General features: G+C 44.8%; 16 protein-coding genes, 1 pseudogene and 1 riboswitch. Of the genes and pseudogenes, 7 read left to right on the top strand and 10 right to left on the bottom strand.

Features of this window, described 5'->3' with window-relative positions; all coding sequences use genetic code 11:
• Nucleotides 1-17: 17 nt before the first annotated feature.
• On the bottom strand, nucleotides 18-410 hold the full coding sequence (locus ABWW58_RS02880; RefSeq protein ID WP_445783406.1) for a MarR family winged helix-turn-helix transcriptional regulator: 393 nt from the start codon (nucleotides 408-410) through the stop codon (nucleotides 18-20).
• A 671-nt stretch (nucleotides 411-1,081) separates the two neighbouring features.
• Nucleotides 1,082-2,494, bottom strand: a complete 1,413-nt coding sequence (locus ABWW58_RS02875; protein ID WP_353867742.1) for an MFS transporter — start codon at nucleotides 2,492-2,494, stop codon at nucleotides 1,082-1,084.
• A gap of 580 nt (nucleotides 2,495-3,074) precedes the next feature.
• Here ABWW58_RS02875 and ABWW58_RS02870 point away from each other — a divergent pair.
• The 4 genes and pseudogenes from ABWW58_RS02870 to leuC all read left to right on the top strand — a co-directional run bounded on the left by ABWW58_RS02870 (nucleotide 3,075) and on the right by leuC (nucleotide 7,219).
• Nucleotides 3,075-3,302, top strand: coding sequence for a hypothetical protein (locus ABWW58_RS02870; RefSeq protein WP_353867741.1), 228 nt, complete (start codon nucleotides 3,075-3,077; stop codon nucleotides 3,300-3,302).
• A gap of 181 nt (nucleotides 3,303-3,483) precedes the next feature.
• Nucleotides 3,484-4,620 (top strand): annotated as a pseudogene (locus ABWW58_RS02865) (2-isopropylmalate synthase); the annotation flags it as partial.
• Between the two features lie 63 nt (nucleotides 4,621-4,683).
• A complete protein-coding gene (gene leuB / locus ABWW58_RS02860) occupies nucleotides 4,684-5,778 on the top strand; it encodes a 3-isopropylmalate dehydrogenase (protein ID WP_353867740.1) in 1,095 nt (364 codons plus the stop codon).
• A 31-nt stretch (nucleotides 5,779-5,809) separates the two neighbouring features.
• On the top strand, nucleotides 5,810-7,219 hold the full coding sequence (leuC, locus tag ABWW58_RS02855) for a 3-isopropylmalate dehydratase large subunit (protein WP_353867739.1): 1,410 nt from the start codon (nucleotides 5,810-5,812) through the stop codon (nucleotides 7,217-7,219).
• 28 nt (nucleotides 7,220-7,247) lie between these two features.
• Here leuC and ABWW58_RS02850 read toward each other — a convergent pair whose 3' ends face one another.
• Nucleotides 7,248-8,678, bottom strand: a complete 1,431-nt coding sequence (locus ABWW58_RS02850) for a transposase (protein WP_353867738.1) — start codon at nucleotides 8,676-8,678, stop codon at nucleotides 7,248-7,250.
• Between the two features lie 196 nt (nucleotides 8,679-8,874).
• Here ABWW58_RS02850 and leuD point away from each other — a divergent pair, with 196 nt between their 5' ends.
• Nucleotides 8,875-9,465, top strand: a complete 591-nt coding sequence (gene leuD / locus ABWW58_RS02845) for a 3-isopropylmalate dehydratase small subunit (protein WP_353867737.1) — start codon at nucleotides 8,875-8,877, stop codon at nucleotides 9,463-9,465.
• Between the two features lie 587 nt (nucleotides 9,466-10,052).
• Here the strand turns inward: leuD and thiE are convergent.
• The 6 genes from thiE to ABWW58_RS02815 all read right to left on the bottom strand — a co-directional run bounded on the left by thiE (nucleotide 10,053) and on the right by ABWW58_RS02815 (nucleotide 14,386).
• The gene (gene thiE / locus ABWW58_RS02840) at nucleotides 10,053-10,709 is read right to left on the bottom strand and encodes a thiamine phosphate synthase (protein WP_353867736.1); all 657 of its coding nucleotides are present in this window, start codon (nucleotides 10,707-10,709) and stop codon (nucleotides 10,053-10,055) included.
• The gene (gene thiD, locus ABWW58_RS02835) at nucleotides 10,699-11,514 is read right to left on the bottom strand and encodes a bifunctional hydroxymethylpyrimidine kinase/phosphomethylpyrimidine kinase (RefSeq protein WP_353867735.1); all 816 of its coding nucleotides are present in this window, start codon (nucleotides 11,512-11,514) and stop codon (nucleotides 10,699-10,701) included. The genes thiE and thiD overlap by 11 nt, the downstream gene beginning before the upstream one ends.
• On the bottom strand, nucleotides 11,514-12,323 hold the full coding sequence (gene thiM / locus ABWW58_RS02830; protein ID WP_353867734.1) for a hydroxyethylthiazole kinase: 810 nt from the start codon (nucleotides 12,321-12,323) through the stop codon (nucleotides 11,514-11,516). Before thiM ends, thiD begins: the two co-directional genes overlap by 1 nt.
• Nucleotides 12,298-13,008 (bottom strand): thiaminase II, encoded by a 711-nt coding sequence (gene tenA / locus ABWW58_RS02825; protein ID WP_353867733.1) that lies wholly within the window; start codon nucleotides 13,006-13,008, stop codon nucleotides 12,298-12,300. The genes thiM and tenA overlap by 26 nt, the downstream gene beginning before the upstream one ends.
• Before the next feature lie 73 nt (nucleotides 13,009-13,081).
• A riboswitch (TPP riboswitch) is annotated at nucleotides 13,082-13,180 on the bottom strand.
• Nucleotides 13,181-13,257: 77 nt separating this feature from the next.
• Nucleotides 13,258-13,485, bottom strand: a complete 228-nt coding sequence (locus ABWW58_RS02820) for a DUF896 domain-containing protein (protein ID WP_093674787.1) — start codon at nucleotides 13,483-13,485, stop codon at nucleotides 13,258-13,260.
• A gap of 85 nt (nucleotides 13,486-13,570) precedes the next feature.
• Nucleotides 13,571-14,386: a lipid II flippase family protein gene (locus ABWW58_RS02815; protein WP_353867732.1), complete on the bottom strand. Its 816-nt coding sequence runs from the start codon at nucleotides 14,384-14,386 to the stop codon at nucleotides 13,571-13,573.
• 221 nt (nucleotides 14,387-14,607) lie between these two features.
• Between ABWW58_RS02815 and ABWW58_RS02810 the strand changes: the two genes are divergently transcribed.
• Both ABWW58_RS02810 and ABWW58_RS02805 read left to right on the top strand, forming a co-directional pair.
• Nucleotides 14,608-15,297: an ABC transporter ATP-binding protein gene (locus ABWW58_RS02810; protein WP_353867731.1), complete on the top strand. Its 690-nt coding sequence runs from the start codon at nucleotides 14,608-14,610 to the stop codon at nucleotides 15,295-15,297.
• Nucleotide 15,298: 1 nt separating this feature from the next.
• Nucleotides 15,299-16,435, top strand: coding sequence for an ABC transporter permease (locus tag ABWW58_RS02805; RefSeq protein ID WP_353867730.1), 1,137 nt, complete (start codon nucleotides 15,299-15,301; stop codon nucleotides 16,433-16,435).
• 62 nt (nucleotides 16,436-16,497) lie between these two features.
• Here the strand turns inward: ABWW58_RS02805 and ABWW58_RS02800 are convergent, their stop codons facing one another.
• Nucleotides 16,498-17,439: a proline-specific peptidase family protein gene (locus ABWW58_RS02800; protein WP_353867729.1), complete on the bottom strand. Its 942-nt coding sequence runs from the start codon at nucleotides 17,437-17,439 to the stop codon at nucleotides 16,498-16,500.
• Nucleotides 17,440-17,491: the final 52 nt, after the last annotated feature.

Here is a 17,491-nt window from a genome sequence, read left to right as displayed (position 1 = left end):
TCAAAAAAAAATAGAATTCATTCTTCACTCTTATCTGATTGCAATGCTCCGTTAAACCGTGTCACATGCTGCGTCAATACTTTTATCGTCTGATTTAATTTTTGAATCTCACCGATCGCCATGCCACTCGATTGAAGGAGTGACGAAGGAATGCAGGCAGCTTCAGATTGCAGTGCCGTTCCCTTGTCCGTCAATTGAGCGGTCACAACGCGCTCGTCTTGCTGGGAACGTTTCCGAACAATGAGCCCTTTTCCCTCCATTCGTTTGAGAAGAGGGGTCAATGTACCGGAATCCAGGTCGAGCAGTTCGCCCAATTGCTTTACCGAACACTCATTTTTCTCCCATAAAACAAGCAGAACAAGATACTGTGGGTAAGTAATGTCCATTTTTTTCAATAATGGCTGATACATTCGCGAAATTGCGCGAGAACATGCGTATATAGAAAAACATAAATGATCCTGAAGGAATAAAGACTCCAATTGCATCCCGCTCTCTTTGGTTTTGCACAATCAAAGTGTACACAATCATAATTGCGGCTGTCAAATCATTTGAATTCTTACGTATGAAAAACCGGGCAAAGAGCGTCCGGTCTTTACTTCCGCAGGATGCGGTGACTTTCGTGTTGCTTGCAGGACCTATGCGTACTTAGCGAAAGTTCTTCTATTGTTAGCGAAGGTTCCTTACAGCGGAGTAAAATAAGCGGAGATTTTCCGGTTATATGCATCATGACGCTTGTTTCACAAGTAAATAAGGGTAGTTTTTCCGGTTAAGCACAGGAAAAAACCTCCATTTTCACGTTTTTCGATTCGATAAGCGGAATTTTTCCGTCTATTTTTCAGATTGGGCGCTTACCTGATCGCCCAACCGCATCTTATAACCTTATCGTCGTACCGGCGAAGGCAAAGACTTAGTTGCGACGGCCATGGACGGCCTAGTGTCCGATGAGCCGCAGGACGCGGCGTTTTTTCGAACCGCTTACACGTTTCCTTGGATCTTTAATTTTTTTATACTTTCTTATCAGTGCAAAAAAGGTATCCACAGGACAACACAGTGGATACCATCATTGAGATTGAGAAAATAATTACTTAAGAATTTGTTGCTTTGTTTCCGGTCCCCAAAGGATTGTTAATACCGCAACAACCGCCAGCATTACGCCAATACTAATGAAAACAGATAGAATTCCTTGATAGGTGATCAGCCAGGCAACCAGGTATGGCGTCACAATCGTAAAAAGGCGTCCAACCGCCTGTGCCGTTCCATTCCCACGCATACGAAGACGTGTGGAAAAGAGTTCAGGAACATAGATAGAGAGTCCGACAGCCATAAGGATATACAGGCAAACGGTCATCAGAAAACCAATAATCATGAGTGCGGCAGGTTGATGCTGAAACGCATAAACATAGCCCAGAATTGCCGTCATCACGAATGCGCCGACGATCATCCATTTACGACCAATGCGATCAACGGTTATGCGGCCAATAAAAGCGCCAACCGGAGCCCCGATCATCATAAGTGCCGTGTAGCCGAGCGACTTAGAAATAGTGATTCCGCTGCCTACGAGCAATGTGGGAACCCAGGTGACAAAAGTGTAGGCGGCAGTATTGATTGCCGCTAATATCATGCATCCGAGAATCGTCCGTTTGATCATCGCTTTAGTAAACAATTCACTATAGCGGCTCTGCTTTGTAATAATCTGATTAATCGAATGCTGATCATGACTGACCGCAGCTTTTCCACTAGTTCTTGCCTCTGTTTCAAAAATTTCAACAATCTTTTCCGCTTTGCTGAATTTGCCTTGAGAAAAATACCATCTAGGCGATTCCGGAAGACTGCGTCTGAAATACCAGACAATAATTGATAATACACCGGCGATCGCAAACATCCAACGCCAACCGATTGTTGGAATGATCATAAAGCCTAGGAATGTAGCGATGGGAGCGGAACAGTTGGCAAAAACAGATAGACTGCCTACCCATTTTCCACGTGAACCTGCAGGGACAAATTCGCCTAATAACGCGAAACCCGTAACAATTTCAGCGCCCAGTCCAATGCCGCTGATGCCTCGAAATATAATGAGTGTCGTCATATTGGGTGCAAAAAAGCTCGCGAGCGACGCGATGCCGAAGATGAATAAATTGATCTGATAAGCGAATTGGCGTCCTTTCCAATCTCCGACAAATCCGGTAACCACTGATCCAATAAATAAGCCGATAAATGTTGTTGAGATAAAAGCGGCATTGAGTGTGAGTGATGACCACCCGGTTTGCACGAGCTGGCCAAGCACACCTCCTGCCAGGTAGACGTCAAAGCCGTCAAGAACCATACCTAATGTGATCAAAGTAAAAATACGATACATCGTTTTAGTCACCGGAAGGTTATTGATACGCGCCTCTAATTCCTGTTTCTGCTTTTCAGAATAATGCTCCGTTTCAACTTCATAGGATTTCTGTTTTCTTTGAACCTTTTGATTACTGATGACACCTTCTGCATCCATAACGATTACTCCTCACCCTATTTGTTTTCTAAAAAATGTTATCTCTCTATCATTCTGCACTGCTCATGACGATCTTCATCTGTCTCCACTTTTTTTACTTCCCCTTCCCTCTCAAAATGAGCAAACGACTAAAAAAGTGTAAAAAAATAACCCATTCATGAATGAATGGGTTTTACGAAAGTTATGTCATCCCATACAGCACATGAACAGGACACGAATCCTCCTGCTCATCTCCGCACGATTGCTGTGTCCTACTAAAGAATGAAGTTAGGCTGAGTCAAAGCGGCTAGCCCTTGCAACAATTCATTCAGCAGGTTTTGCAATCGACGGACAATGCTCATGATAAGACTTCCTTTCGCTTCGTTTTTTTCGAGTAACGCCAGTCTACTACTCGTGATTGGCTTCTGTCAACAACAAATTCAAAACAAAATAAAAAAATTGATTCAAAGGTACACCCGCCGCGCTCGTTCTGATCATCAAATTGATCAATTACAAAAATAATCTATTGACAAAAAAAATAATCGCCGTATTATTGGGGTCACAAACATTTTTCCGACAACTTAAACACATGAGTAAAGCAATGAAAAGGAAAAAGCAATTAGCTAAGGAGCTTGCAGAGAGCCGGAACATGGTGAAATCCGGCAGCTCCACTGATTGCGTACTCGCCTTTGAGCGCCGACTTGAACTGCATTTTAGTAGAATCGGCCAAGTGTTAACCGCACTTGTTATCAAAACAGACATTCCGAATCAACGGATTGCCGCTGAGTCGATATTCACGAGAATATCGGAAAGCCGGGTGGTACCGTGAAATGAATTCATACGAGTCCTTTCACCCCTGCATCTGATCGCTTTTTGCGATTAGTGCGTGGAGTGAAGGGACTTTTTTATTTATTTTGATGCGCCGAGAATTCAGCATTGCCGTATTCTCTGACTATAAAAAAATGCGCAAAACAAAAAAACAGAAAAGATACAAGGAAAGGAGAACGAAAATGGAAAAGGTTGAAATTTACGACACAACACTCCGTGATGGAGAGCAATCCCCAGGCTGCAGCCTGAACGAACACGAAAAAGTGCAGGTGGCGCAGCAATTGGAACGCCTGAATGTGGATGTGATCGAAGCTGGTTTTCCCGCAGCATCACCGGATGATTTCAAAGCCGTTCAAAACATCTCGAAAATCATTAAAAACAGTACGGTTACCGGTCTTGCCCGATCAAAAAAGAGCGATATTGATGCGGCATGGGAAGCATTGAAACAGACCGCAAACCCGCGAATTCACGTATTTATTGCCACATCACAGGTACACATGGCCTATAAACTGCGCATGAAACCTGAAGAAGTATTGGAAACGGCTGCTGCATCCGTTAGATACGCACGCCAATTTTTTCCCCAGATTGAGTTTTCGTGTGAAGATGCATCGCGCAGTGATTATGCCTTTATGTCACGAGTCGTCCAATCAGCAATTGAGGCTGGCGCTTCGATCATTAATCTGCCGGATACTGTCGGTTACTGCTCCCCTCAAGAATATGCAGCAATGTTTCAATACGTTAAAAAGCATGTGCCGGACATTGATAAGGTCCGGCTCTCCTGCCATTGTCATAATGATCTTGGCATGGCAACGGCGAATACTCTTGCCGCTGTAGGCGCAGGCGTTAGGCAAATCGAATGTACGGTCAACGGTGTCGGCGAGCGTGCGGGGAATGTGGCACTCGAAGAAATCGGTGTCGCGCTTCACGTTCGCAAAGACATTTATAAAGTGGCCACACAATTAAAACTTGATGAAATCTCTAAGACAAGTAAACTAGTCAGTCACTTAATGAACAGTCCGATTGCAGCAAATAAAGCCGTTGTTGGCGCCAACGCCTTTGCTCATGAAGCAGGCATCCACCAAGACGGTGTCCTAAAGAATCCAAAAACCTATGAAATTATTTCACCTTCTCTCATTGGGCTTGATTCCGGTCGGCTCGTACTTGGCAAACATTCCGGACGGCACGCCTTCAGAAAGAAGGCAAACGAAATGGGCGTTCGCTTAACTGAAGAACAAGTGGATCAATCCTTCCAAGCCTTCAAAAATCTTGCTGATGAAAAGAAAAAGATTACCGATGACGACTTCCGTACACTCTTTTCAAAATATAGAAAAACAGTCGCTCGTTAAAAAAAGCGAAACTCCAGGTAAAAGAGAGATGATTCATTGATGAAAACTATTACAGTACTTCCCGGCGACGGTATCGGTCCCGAAGTCACAATTTCAGCCGTACGTGTCCTTCGCGCTCTATTTGAAAAAAGCGGCCGCGATGTCCAATTTATCGAGAAGAAAATCGGAGGTGCTGCCATTGACACTTACGGAACGCCGCTCCCACAAGAGACAATTGATCAGTGCCAAAACTGTGACGCAATTCTATTGGGCGCGGTTGGCGGTCCTAAATGGAATGCCCAATCGATGAATGTTCGACCCGAACAAGGACTGCTTGGGATTCGAAAAGCCATGGGTCTGTTCGCAAATCTTCGTCCTGTCGAAGCATTTGACACCCTGATTGATTCTTCGCCAATTAAACGATCTTTTGTTGAACATGTTGACTTTGTCATCGTCCGCGAATTGACCGGCGGTTTGTATTTTGGACGTCCCAGTGAACGACGAGGTGCGCATCATGAACAGGTTGTTGACACCCTCTCCTACAGCAAGAATGAAATTGAGCGCGTCGTTGAAAAAGCATTTCAGCTTGCTATGAAAAGGCACAAAAAATTGACGTCAATCGACAAAGCAAATGTACTGGAATCCAGCCGCATGTGGCGTGAACTTGTGAATCAAACAGCAAAACGTTATCCGGAAGTCACAGTCAGCCATCAGCTTGTTGATTCAGCGGCGATGCAATTGATTACAAATCCTGCGCAATTCGATGTACTTGTCACCGAGAACATGTTCGGCGATATTTTGAGCGATGAGGCTTCAGTAATCACCGGATCGCTTGGTATGATGCCTTCAGCAAGCCTAAGATCAGACAACGTCGGATTGTACGAACCGGCTCATGGATCCGCACCGGACATTGCCGGTCAAGGGATTGCAAATCCGCTTGCGACGATTTTATCGGCCGCTCTCCTCCTTCGTTATTCACTGGATATGGACCAGGAAGCTGCTCAAATTGAGAAGGCCGTGCGCAATGTATTGAGCCAAGGCTATCATACATGTGACTTACAAATGGAACAACAAAACAATCGCATTGTAAATACAGCAGAAATAACGGATCTTGTGATTAATGCAGTGAATGAAAACCAAACAATTGCATGATTAAAAACTAGTTTATGAGGAGGAATGCATCATGAAATCACGCAACATCATTGAAAAGATCTGGGATCAGCATCTGATCCACAAAGAGTCGGGCAAACCAGATCTGCTTTATATCGATCTTCACCTAGTTCACGAAGTAACGTCTCCTCAAGCATTTGAAGGGCTGCGCATGAATCACCGAACGGTTAGACAGCCGGATCGAACGTTCGCAACCGTTGACCATAATGTTCCAACCTCCGAGAATAGAGAAACAAAGGATTCGATTTCAAAAGTTCAAATAGAGACGCTGCAAAACAATTGCAGGGAATTTGGTGTTGAACTTGCCGATATTTACAGTCCCCATCAAGGAATCGTCCATGTCATCGGACCTGAACTTGGCTTAACACAACCCGGAAAAACGATCGTCTGTGGTGACAGCCATACGTCAACCCATGGTGCGTTCGGCGCAATTGCATTTGGTATTGGTACGAGTGAAGTGGAACATGTCCTAGCGACACAGACCCTATGGCAGAAACCTCCGAGAACGATGCAAATCAAGGTTAACGGAAAGCTGGGCATTGGTGTTGGGGCAAAGGATTTGATCCTTGCCATTATCGCTAAATACGGCATTTCTGTCGGAACAGGACATATTATCGAATACACAGGTGAAGCGATTCGAAATCTATCGATGGAAGAACGCATGACCGTGTGCAACATGTCGATTGAAGCCGGAGCACGCGCTGGATTAATCAGCCCTGATCAAACAACTGTCACGTACCTTCGCGGACGCCGGTTCGCGCCAAAAGATGCGGCGTTTGATCAGGCTGCCGGCAGATGGTTGGCGCTTGCCAGCGATGAAGGGGCTTCTTATGATCGCACAATTGAAATTAATGCCTCAGAGATTAAACCACAAGTAACCTGGGGTACCAACCCATCAATGGGGGCATCCGTTGACGCAACAGTGCCTGATCCTGAATCTTTTGACTCAGAAGAAAAAAAACAAGCTGCAAGAAAAGCAATTGCCTATATGGGGTTGAAACCCGGCATGCCGATTCACGATATTTCGGTAGATGTTGTCTTTATCGGCTCATGCACAAACAGTCGAATCAGTGACCTGCGGCAGGCGGCACAAGTTGCCCGTGGCAAACATGTCCACGAAGGCGTCCGTGCTCTCATTGTTCCGGGATCTTACACAATAAAGAAACAAGCAGAGTCTGAAGGCTTGGATAAAATTTTCAAAGATGCGGGATTTGAATGGCGGGAAGCGGGATGCAGCATGTGCCTGGCGATGAATGACGATGTTGTCCCATTCGGAAAACGTTGTGCATCAACATCAAATCGTAATTTTGAAGGACGTCAAGGCACCGGATCCCGTACACATCTTGTCAGTCCGGCGATGGCTGCAGCCGCAGCCATTCACGGTCATTTTGCCGATGTACGCGATTTTGCCGTCGCACGTTGATTACTGGGCAGTCAAAAGTTCTAGGCTCTTAAGAAATCATTAATTCGTCCTGTAACTCAGGTGTTTCCTGCTTTTCTCGAATTATTTGCGTTATGGCTAAATGCTGATTTCGGGCAAACCGTTGAAAAATCGTCTGACGTAAATGAGCCATAATGGTTGCTTCTGAAGCTGCTCCCTTGGATGGGGTTCGTAAAAAGCGAAAAAGATTCTTTTGTCTCTTCGTGTCATGACGCAACGCAATCATCTGAAGCAAGCCCATCGCGATGCAGTGGCACATCATGGATCCTTCAATCGCTTTGACCGTTTGAACAATCCGTTTTTGTGCGCGGTCTTCGGTTATGTGATCCAGCGGATCGGGTTCATCCGATTTGCGATAACGGTTCAGTTTGGGCATCGAACGGCTCCAAAAATGATAGGCAAAAGCACCGAGTGACTGTTTCATCGCTCGAAAAGTAGTTTCGGTGGTAAAACGCCAGGCATAAAGCCGGATGATGGCCTCCGGTTCTAAGGATTGATCCGTGCTGGCAAGAATCGAACGGCGTCCACCCATCACAACGAGCACAAAACGCAGTTCTTGATACAGTCCTTGCCCCCAAAGCAGATCAAGGCAGAGATAAGAGACCGTCTCTTTTTTCCCATAAAGAGACAGACGGGTCGTTTGAAACTGGTTCTCCTGCGTTTCAAACAGTGTGCTTACATGCACTTTGGTTCCTTTTTTCCGTGGACGTCCCCGTCCGCCCGTTTGAACGGGGTGTTCATAAGCCACGCAGGAGGTTTTTGCTTTCGTCACCAGATCCAGTTGCGTGCTTCCTTCCTGATTCCGTTGATTCAACCGACGAAGTGCAGGTACAGACAAGAAATAACGGTCAAGTAGAAACAACGCACGTCCCAGCACCCGAGCGGCTGAAAATCCTTGATCAATCATTTGCACCACGTGGGAGTCTTGATTTTCATCGCACGTTTCCCATTGACGAATCGTCTGGACACCATCATGAAGGCGAAGAAAAAGAGGTAGGCAGAACAACTTTCCAGCGTTTCCGATCAGGATGCCCACAGAACCCCAGAGATGTCCAAAGATGAAGGCGGACTTGGATACATCCTCGGACTCTTGAAACAATTTCTTCACAGCGGGCATGTAGCGGGCTTCTTTCGCCTGTTTGACGCCATCGCCAACGAGAACCACGGCGCCCGCTTCATGCTTGAGCGGCGCAAACTTGAGCACCACGCGCAGCCACTGTTGCCGTAGTTCGCTCAAAGACCATGCGGAAGAACGAAAGAAATGAATCATGGACTCATAACCCTTCGGGTTTAGGGACAAGTCACGAATCACCGAAGTGATTCCGAGACAGTCAGAACGTATCATCAAACCGATAATGATCACAACAAACCATTGAAACGTAGCGAATCTATGGAAACAAGAACGGAAGAACAGAAGTACAGAATCAATAAATTTTAACATGGCACTAGTCAATCGCGAAGGAACACGATAGAATAAGAACTACGATAACCCTTGGCGATTTTATCCTCTCTTTTGTCGTAGAAATAGAGGATACCATAAAATCCCATTTAAGGGTTATCCTTTTGTTTATTCACACAGAACTTTTCACTCTCCAGTTGATTAATACAATGAAAAATATCGATTTGGAGGCTTAACTATGAACCCATTTCAGACGTTTAAAGGTCTCGTTTGTCCGATAGACCGTACGAATGTGGACACAGATCAAATCATACCGAAGCAATTCCTTAAACGCGTCGAGCGCAAAGGCTTCGGTGCCTGCTTGTTCTATAATTGGCGCTTTGATGAAAATGGCAATAAAAAACCAGATTTTATTCTAAATCAACCCCGATATGCAGGCTCATCCATTCTTGTAGCCAGAGACAATTTTGGCTGTGGTTCATCTCGAGAACACGCGCCATGGGCACTACAAGATTTTGGATTTCGAGTGGTTATCGCGCCGAGCTTTGCCGATATTTTTTATAATAACTGTCAGAAAAATGGCATTCTCGCCATTCGGCTCGGTGCTGATCGTGTGGACGACCTGATTAGGCTCGCTTCTCAAGATAGATTCATGCTCAAAGTAGATCTTAATCAGCAAAAATTGACCGCAGACGATTTCAACGAAACATTTGACATTGATCCCTATCAAAAAGAAATGCTGCTGAAAGGTCTCGATGAAATCGCGATTACCATGACCTACGAACATGAAATTGCGGACTATGAAAAGAGACAGGCAGTTATTCAATAATTTATCATCATGTTACCTCCTGATTTGCGTCAGGAGGTTTTTTTTACAGGTAAAGAACGTTTATCGTTTTATCTTGCTGGTACAACGATAAGATCATAAGACTCGGTTAGGCGATCAGGTAAGCCCCAATCTGAGAAATAAACGGAAAAATTCCGCTTAATTAGAAAATAAATGAAAAAATTGCTTAAATAGATGAAGAAATTCCGCTTATCGAATCGAAAAGCGTGAAAATAGAGGGCTTTTCTGTGCTTAACCGGAAAAATTACCCTTATTTACCTGTGAAACCAGCACCAGGATGCATATAAGCGGAAAATCTCCGCTTATTTTACTCGTTACTTAATTAAGGATCCAAATGAGTTCAAGCACAAGGCTGATGATTCAAAACAGCATTTGGAGCAAAGGAACGTTTTGTGGCTAACGGGTCTGCGCAACAACCTGTAACGCTCTGAGATACTTGAACCACGGTCAAGCGAAACAGCAGGTTAGTTCTAAGACTCGAACCTCGCATTACCGATAGTGTATTGTTTTTAGACAATACTAATAGCAGGTCAATCATGGTACCCGAATGACCTGCTCAATAAATAGCATCAAAAATCGTTCAATTGTGATAAAAAGCGCTCCACTGCCATCGCCGGATCAGCAGCTTTGGAAATAGCGGAAATCACAGCGACTCCGGCTGCTCCTGCCGAACAAATAGAGGGAGCATCCTCAGGTGTTACACCCCCTATAGCAACCATCGGCAATGGATAATTCATTTCCGCTAAGGTACGAATTAACGTATCACCCAATGGAGATTCCGCATCCGCTTTTGACTGTGTCGGTTTATATGGACCGACACCGATATAATCAGCTTCATCGTCAAGCGCTCGCTCGGCCTCTTCGACAGAATGTGCGGAGACGCCAAGCCACATCGCCGGTCCAATTTTTTGCCGTACCTCGCATGCGATTTCATCTTTCTGCCCAACATGCACGCCATCAGCATTCAGTTCAAGTGCAAGCGATACATCATCATCGACGAAAAAAGGCACGTGATACGTTTTGCATAAATGCCGTGCTTCTTTTGCAAAGGCGAAACGCTCGGATCCAGTTAATGACTCTGCGCCTTTTTCTCTCCATTGATAACAGGTTATTCCTGATTTTAACGCGATTTCAAGCGTCGTCAACGGATCATATGGGCCAACGTCTTGTGAACCCATGACAAAATATAAAGATAAAGCCTGCTTCAAGTTTTTATCAACTGTCATAAATGACCACATCCTCTCGCAATGACCAGTGGGCAACCGGTCCGTGACCATGACCAATTTCCGGAGCATGAGCGATTGCCCTAGTCAGCAAATATTTTGCGGTTCTGACACTTGCCTCCAAGTCATGACCTTTCGCAAGTTCGGCTGTGATTAATGAAGATAGTGTGCATCCTGTGCCATGGGTGTGCGGCGTGTGAATTCGATCTGCCGCAAGCCAAATTGTCCGATCCTTTGTCACAAGACAATCCCGCGCTTTTTCCGGGTTCGCATCATCATGTCCGCCTTTAAGAAGTACGGCCTTAGCACCTTGCTTTATGATTTTTCTCGCCGCTTGTTCTCGATCTGCGTCCGACTGAATCGACATCTCTGCCAGAACTTCAGCTTCCGGTGTATTCGGTGTAATCAAGTCCGCAAGCGGCAGAAGTTGGCGGCTGATTGTTTCAATGGCTTCAGGAGCTACCAAATGGGCGCCTCCCTTTGCGACCATGACCGGATCGACCACTAGCGGATGCCAGCCAAATCGGCGAATGCCGCTGGCCACCGCCTCGATCCGCTCAGCATCAACCAGCATTCCAGTCTTCAAGGCGGAGATCGTAAAATCATCAGCTAAAGATGCCATTTGCTGAGTAATCGATTCGACCGGCAAAGGATAAACACCTTGCACGCCTTTTGTGTTTTGCGCGGTGACGGCAACTACCACCGACATCCCGAACACATTCCGCTCTTCGAACGTTTTCAAATCCGCTTGTACGCCTGCTCCGCCGCCGCTGTCTGTTCCGGCGATTGTCAAAACTTGAGGTATCATCAGACAGTCACTTCCTCAATATCTGCATAACGCTGAACCTTTTCTTCATCTAATAGGTATAATTCATCCATCAATTGTTGGCGAAAAGCACCGGGTCCCGCACATTTCTCTCCCGCCAGTTGTCCGGCAATCGCGTAATTTACCGAAGCGGCGACCGACGCTTCTAAATAATTCTGAGAAACAGCTGCGTAGGCGGCTTGAATGACACCATTCAAGCAACCGGAACCGGTCATAAAAGGAAACAGAGGATGACCGTTTTTCACCCGATACGCCTGACGTCCATCTGTAATTGTATCAACAGCTCCTGAAACGGCGACAACCGTATGCCACTGGCGCGCCACGCGCTCAGCCATCGCAAGCACATCACCTTCTCCTTCACCGGCATCCACGCCTTTAGCTCCCCAATTTTCTCCGGCAAGAGCCGCAATTTCACCCGCATTACCACGGATAATTGCGATGTCTAATTCACTGAGCAACTTTTGCACCGTATTAAGTCTGAAATCGGTGGCACCTGCGCCAACCGGATCAAGAACAACAGGAACACCTGCTTGATTCGCCGCACGGCCGGAAAGCAGCATGCTTTGAATGGAGTAAGGCGTCAGGTTGCCAATGTTGAGCTCAAGTGCTCCGCTGATCGCCGCAATCGCTTCAACTTCTTCGTGCGCCTCAGCCATAATCGGAGATGCGCCGACTGCGAGCGCCCCATTTGCTGAATCGTTAATTGCGACGCGGTTGGTGATCACATGAAGTAGTGGTTTTTTCTCGCGTACTTTGTGCATTAAGTCAACCAATTGTTGAGTAGAAATCATGAACATCTTCCCCCTTCTCTTGTTCCGGCCAATCACTGAGCGCGGCACCCATATCCCAAAATCGAAGTTCATAGTAACTGCTCTGCATAAAGATATGAATCATATCCTGGCACTCTGCATCGGTCGCATCCTTGCTTGCTTCATCCCACAACGCGCGTTCAATGCGCACATTTTTCTCAATATCTTCACTGCTGTACTCAGCAATCCATTCTTGAAAAATCTTTGCTTGCGGCTGAGCATCTTTTAATTGCAATCCTATTTCGTAGTAGAGCCAAGGGCATGGCATCAACGCGGCGAGCGTGTACCCTAGCTTTCCTTTACTTACCACATGATAGAGATGGCTGATGTAGGCGTAAGCATCTGGCGCCGGGCGGAACGCCTCCCATTCCTGATCACTGATTCCAAGCGCCTGAAATACACTTAGATGAAGCTGCAATTCACCTTCCGCCAAACCGTTTCCTATTTTGAGAAGCTTCGAGACAGCCGCCGCATCATCCGTTTGCGCGGCAGCCATACCGTGAAGCTTGGCAAACTCGCGAACATAGTAGGCATCTTGTTTGATGTAATAGCGAAACGAATCCATACCTAACGTTCCGTGCTTAATCCCTTGTACAAAGGGATGTTTGAAACTCTTCTGCCACAATGCATCGCTTTGCTTACGTGCCAATTGTGAGATTCCTTCCATTTTGTCACTCTCCCTATTTAATGCAAAATTAAAACCGCTTTCGCAATGAAAGCGGTTGATTACCATGAGTGAAAAGCAGGATCAGCCACTTCCCTACGCCGGCATCACCCGGATCAGGTTCAAAGGGTCTTGACAGAGTCAATCTCAGCTTTCCGCTCCCCTAGTGGAACACTTATTTTATTAAATTCATCGTATCATAAGCGCTTACATTGTTCAAAGAATAGCACCCGAAAGATCGAGCACAGGTGCTTACTCTTGATCAAGTGCTTCCCGCAGCGCTTTCGCTTTCTTCGGTGTGATGTCCTTCCCCTTTGGATCAACCACCTTGATTTGCGACAGCTGCTTTTTAAACCGTTGACGAAAATTCTTTAGATACTTTTGACGAAGCTCCGCCTGTCGTTTTTTTTCTTGTATCGTTAAAGGCCTCTCTCTTGAAAGCCTAGCAAGTTGATTAATTTCATCGATCAATGTACTCATTTTTCTCAAGCCACTCCTTTATAATGCTCTCGTTGCATTATCGCATAGTGACCGATCCAAATTCAATAGTCGGTTTCCGTCTCGTTTAAAGGATTTGTGTGAACCAAGCAACATAATAGGCAGCCGGTATAAAAAGTAATTGAGCAACGAGAGTTCCAATAAACTTAGAACTGATCATTGTTAATGAATAGCTTTTCAGATAGATATAACTGCTTTCTTGCCTCGCTACCCGATCAGCCAAAACGGATGCCTTTGGATCAATGAAAAGAGTGAGTAATATCGTGGCAACACCATTAATAATACCTGATGACAGTGCTGCAGTCGTCGCGTCTTTGGCAGGAAGGAGCAAGGATGCATACAGCGAAGCCAGCACGCCAACCGTATAAATCGCCGTAATGATCACATTTAAGATAAAAAGACGTTTTGGAATCACTTGGTACGTAATGCCTTTTAAATCATTTAAATGGGGACGTCTAACGCAGCGAATAATCGCCTTGAGCCCCTTCATATTAGACCATTTTCCGATAAGTGCCGTCATCGAGCCTCTTTCACGCGAGAGCTGTAAGATCGCCCGTGAAAATATACCGATAAATGTTGGAAACAGTGCAATGCCTAAGAGTACACCAATCGAAACAGCGATAATGAGCAATCGATATTCATTTTCAACAATCATTAATCTACCGTTTTTGGGTGCATCCGATATTAAATTGGCGGTCAACGGCTGCTGGATCATCGTTGAAAAACGGGATACGATCACCAATGTGCTGAATAAAGAGATTGCAGTTGCCATCAGCCTTACGCGTACTCCCGAAATCCGTGTCGCGTAGGCAAGCGTTTCGATCAGCGTCACAATAAGTAAAAGAAAGGCAATAAACATTAGTTTCCCTGACATTAAATACATGAACGTAAGAACTCCTTTTTCGCTTCTCGTGCAGAGAATCGGTTCTGATTCGAGCATTGACCAAGCGCTCAATTAAATATGCCGTGAAAAAAAGTTGCCATTATGTATGGTATTGTAGCATTAATTGATTCACTATCGCGTCACTTTTTTGTCTCATAGTCTCGCAAATCAATTCATGATAAAATAGACACTAATTTATTTTTCCGGAGGAGGACTATAGGTTGTTACGTGTCACTATTCAAGAAGCAGGCTATGCTCATGAACCGGCTACATTAAAAGATATCCATTTTTCCGTTCACCCCGGCGAACTCGTAGGCTTAATAGGGCCAAACGGAGCTGGGAAAAGTACAACCATCAAATCAATCATGGGCGTCATCGATCAGGTTAAGGGCGACATTGACGTCGATGATTACGCCTATATACCGGAGCGCCCGATTTTTTATGATCAGTTAACCTTATGGGAGCATATTGATTTTCTCTTGACAACACTAACGATCGATGAAGCTGAATTTTTACATAAAGCATATGAACTGCTCGAACTGTTCAAATTAACCGATGTTGTTCATCAATACCCAGATCGTTTCTCAAAAGGAATGCAGCAGAAAGCGATGCTCGTTCTCGCATTTCTAAAACAAGCGAAATTATATATCATTGATGAACCATTTATGGGGCTTGATCCTAAAGCAGTCAAGAAATTACTTATGAAACTTCAAGAAGAAAAAGAATCCGGAGCCGGAATATTGATGTCCACCCATGTACTCGATACAGCTGAAAAAATATGCGACCGATTCATCCTCATTGCCGACGGAAGAGTTATTGTGCAGGGCACCTTGATGGATATCAGACAGAAAAGCAATCTCGAACACGGCTCTTTACTCGACTGTTTTGATGCATTGACGGAGGATGATTGAGATGATTGGGCAGAAAATAGTTATAAAACGCCTGCTTCAGGAATGGATCATGCAATGGAAAGTGATCCAATCCGTTGTCGACTTCTGGATCCTTTTGTACATTGTCGTTCCTGCTGCAATTCTACTCCCTGTACTGTACCATGAACTATGGCAAAATGTGAATCGTTACTGGAGTCCCTTGCTTCCCTTAACATTTTTACTCTATGTGATGCTCTTCTTATCAAGTGGCGGTAACTTCAGAACCTATTTGTTTAAAGCGGATCAATTATTTCTGCTGCAAAAAACAACCGTCATTCATCAAATAAAACAATGTGCCTTATTCTTATCTCTCATTCACCGTTTATTAGTGACGGTACTTATTTATGTCGTTGCACTTCCCATTCTGATTCGAGCTTTTCACTTTGATGCAACTTCAATAATCTGCCTCTTCATCATGTTTATCGCCTATCAATTGATTGTACTCACGTTAAAAAAATACATAAGGCGGCTACTTTATCAAAAAATCATTCTCTTTTTCATGCTCGGTTCTGCGAGTGCTCTTCTCTCAATCTGCACCCCATTGATCAATGGCATGGTTGGAGGAATTATTGTCATTTCGATGATTGGCATCTTATTCAATCAAGCGAAATCCACACGGGCATTTACGAGGGAATTAGACATTGAAGAATCCGAGCGCAATAAATACGTCCATCTTATTATGGGTTTCTCGATGACTTCAGAAAAAGTGCCTATGATTCGAAATAGAAAACCATTAATTCTCTTTCGAAATTCCAAACGGATGTTCAAAGTAAGATCTCAAGCGAATGGACTACTTGAAGTGGTGCTTAAGGTCTTTTTACGTGATGCCTCATTGATCAAGAGTTATTTCACATTCATTCTATTGACCAGTATCGCGATTCTTTTGATCCCCTTCTGGGCAAAATGGATTCTGCTCGCCGCCTTTTTCTTTTTTATGAAATTCTGGTTGAACATTGCATTTAAGCGAATTATTGATCATAACTTTTTTTATGTCGTTCCCTATGCGCGATCAATTGAAGGCGAAGTATGGGCGCGATTCAAGAGATGGGTCACCTATCCATCCTTAGCTTGGCTTGGCGGAATCTTATCGATACTATCCTTAGTCAAACTTCTTACTTAATCATTTAGCAAAATCAAAAACCTGTAATTGGCGACAGTGCCGATCACAGGTTTAATTTTATCTCAATCATGAAACTTGTCGTTCTCAACATCCTTAATAAATGTTGCAAGATGCTCGAAATAAACCGGCGCGTTGTCAATCATATGATGATGGCCGCCTTCCGGTGTAGTAGCGAGTCGCGCGTGCGGAATCGTTTTTGCCATGCGTCGTGCAGCGGCAAGCGGCATTGTTTCATGTTCACCAAACGTAATCAGAGTTGGAACGGTAATGTTCTTTAGTTGATCACGTACGTCCCATTCTTTAAGTTTGCCGGTCACGACAAATTCGTTATCGCCTTGAAACGCGTTATATACAGGCGTTGCCATAGTTGGCGACAGATGTGAGATTGCCGGAGGCTGTTTGCGATCGACAAAACCTTTATTCAATATATCCACATAACCTTGATAGCGATCATTGTCATAATCATTCGTCGCTTCACATTGCTTCATAAAAGCAACCGCATCGGCAGGCAGCGCTTCCTCGCGAATTTTATTAATATTGACGACATATTCGTCAATATTATCCGTCATCGAGGAAATAATGGCACCTTTTAAGTGCTTACCATATTTCAACGCATACATTTGGACAAGCGCGCCACCCCAGCTCTGACCAATCAGATAGAATTGATCCAGTCCCAATTTCTGCCGAACCTCTTCAACTTCATCTAAGAAGTACTCATAGGTTAAATACTTCGCAGCAGTTTCAGAATTTGAATAGTCCGGCTGATCTGAATAAAGAGAGCCTAATTGATCGTACATATGTACTTGAATGCTCAAGCCCTGTTCCGCCAACTTTTGAGCGAAGTTTTCATAGTACTCATGGTTTCCGCCTGGGCCTCCATGCAAACAGAGCAAATGGATATCGCCGGTTCCTTGCGTGTTCGTCCAAAGATGATATCCGTTATCCAAAGTCAAAATCGTTGTTCCTTGCTTCATATAATCACCTGATTTTTCCATTAATGCCATTATCATAGCACTAAATGGCGTGAGGTGCGAAACTCATCGTAAGTCCGCGAAT

This window comes from Sporolactobacillus caesalpiniae, assembly GCF_040513385.1.
GTDB lineage: Bacteria > Bacillota > Bacilli > Bacillales > Sporolactobacillaceae > Sporolactobacillus.
Note: the sequence above shows the minus strand (reverse complement) of the source record. Positions and strands in the feature narration are given on the sequence as shown.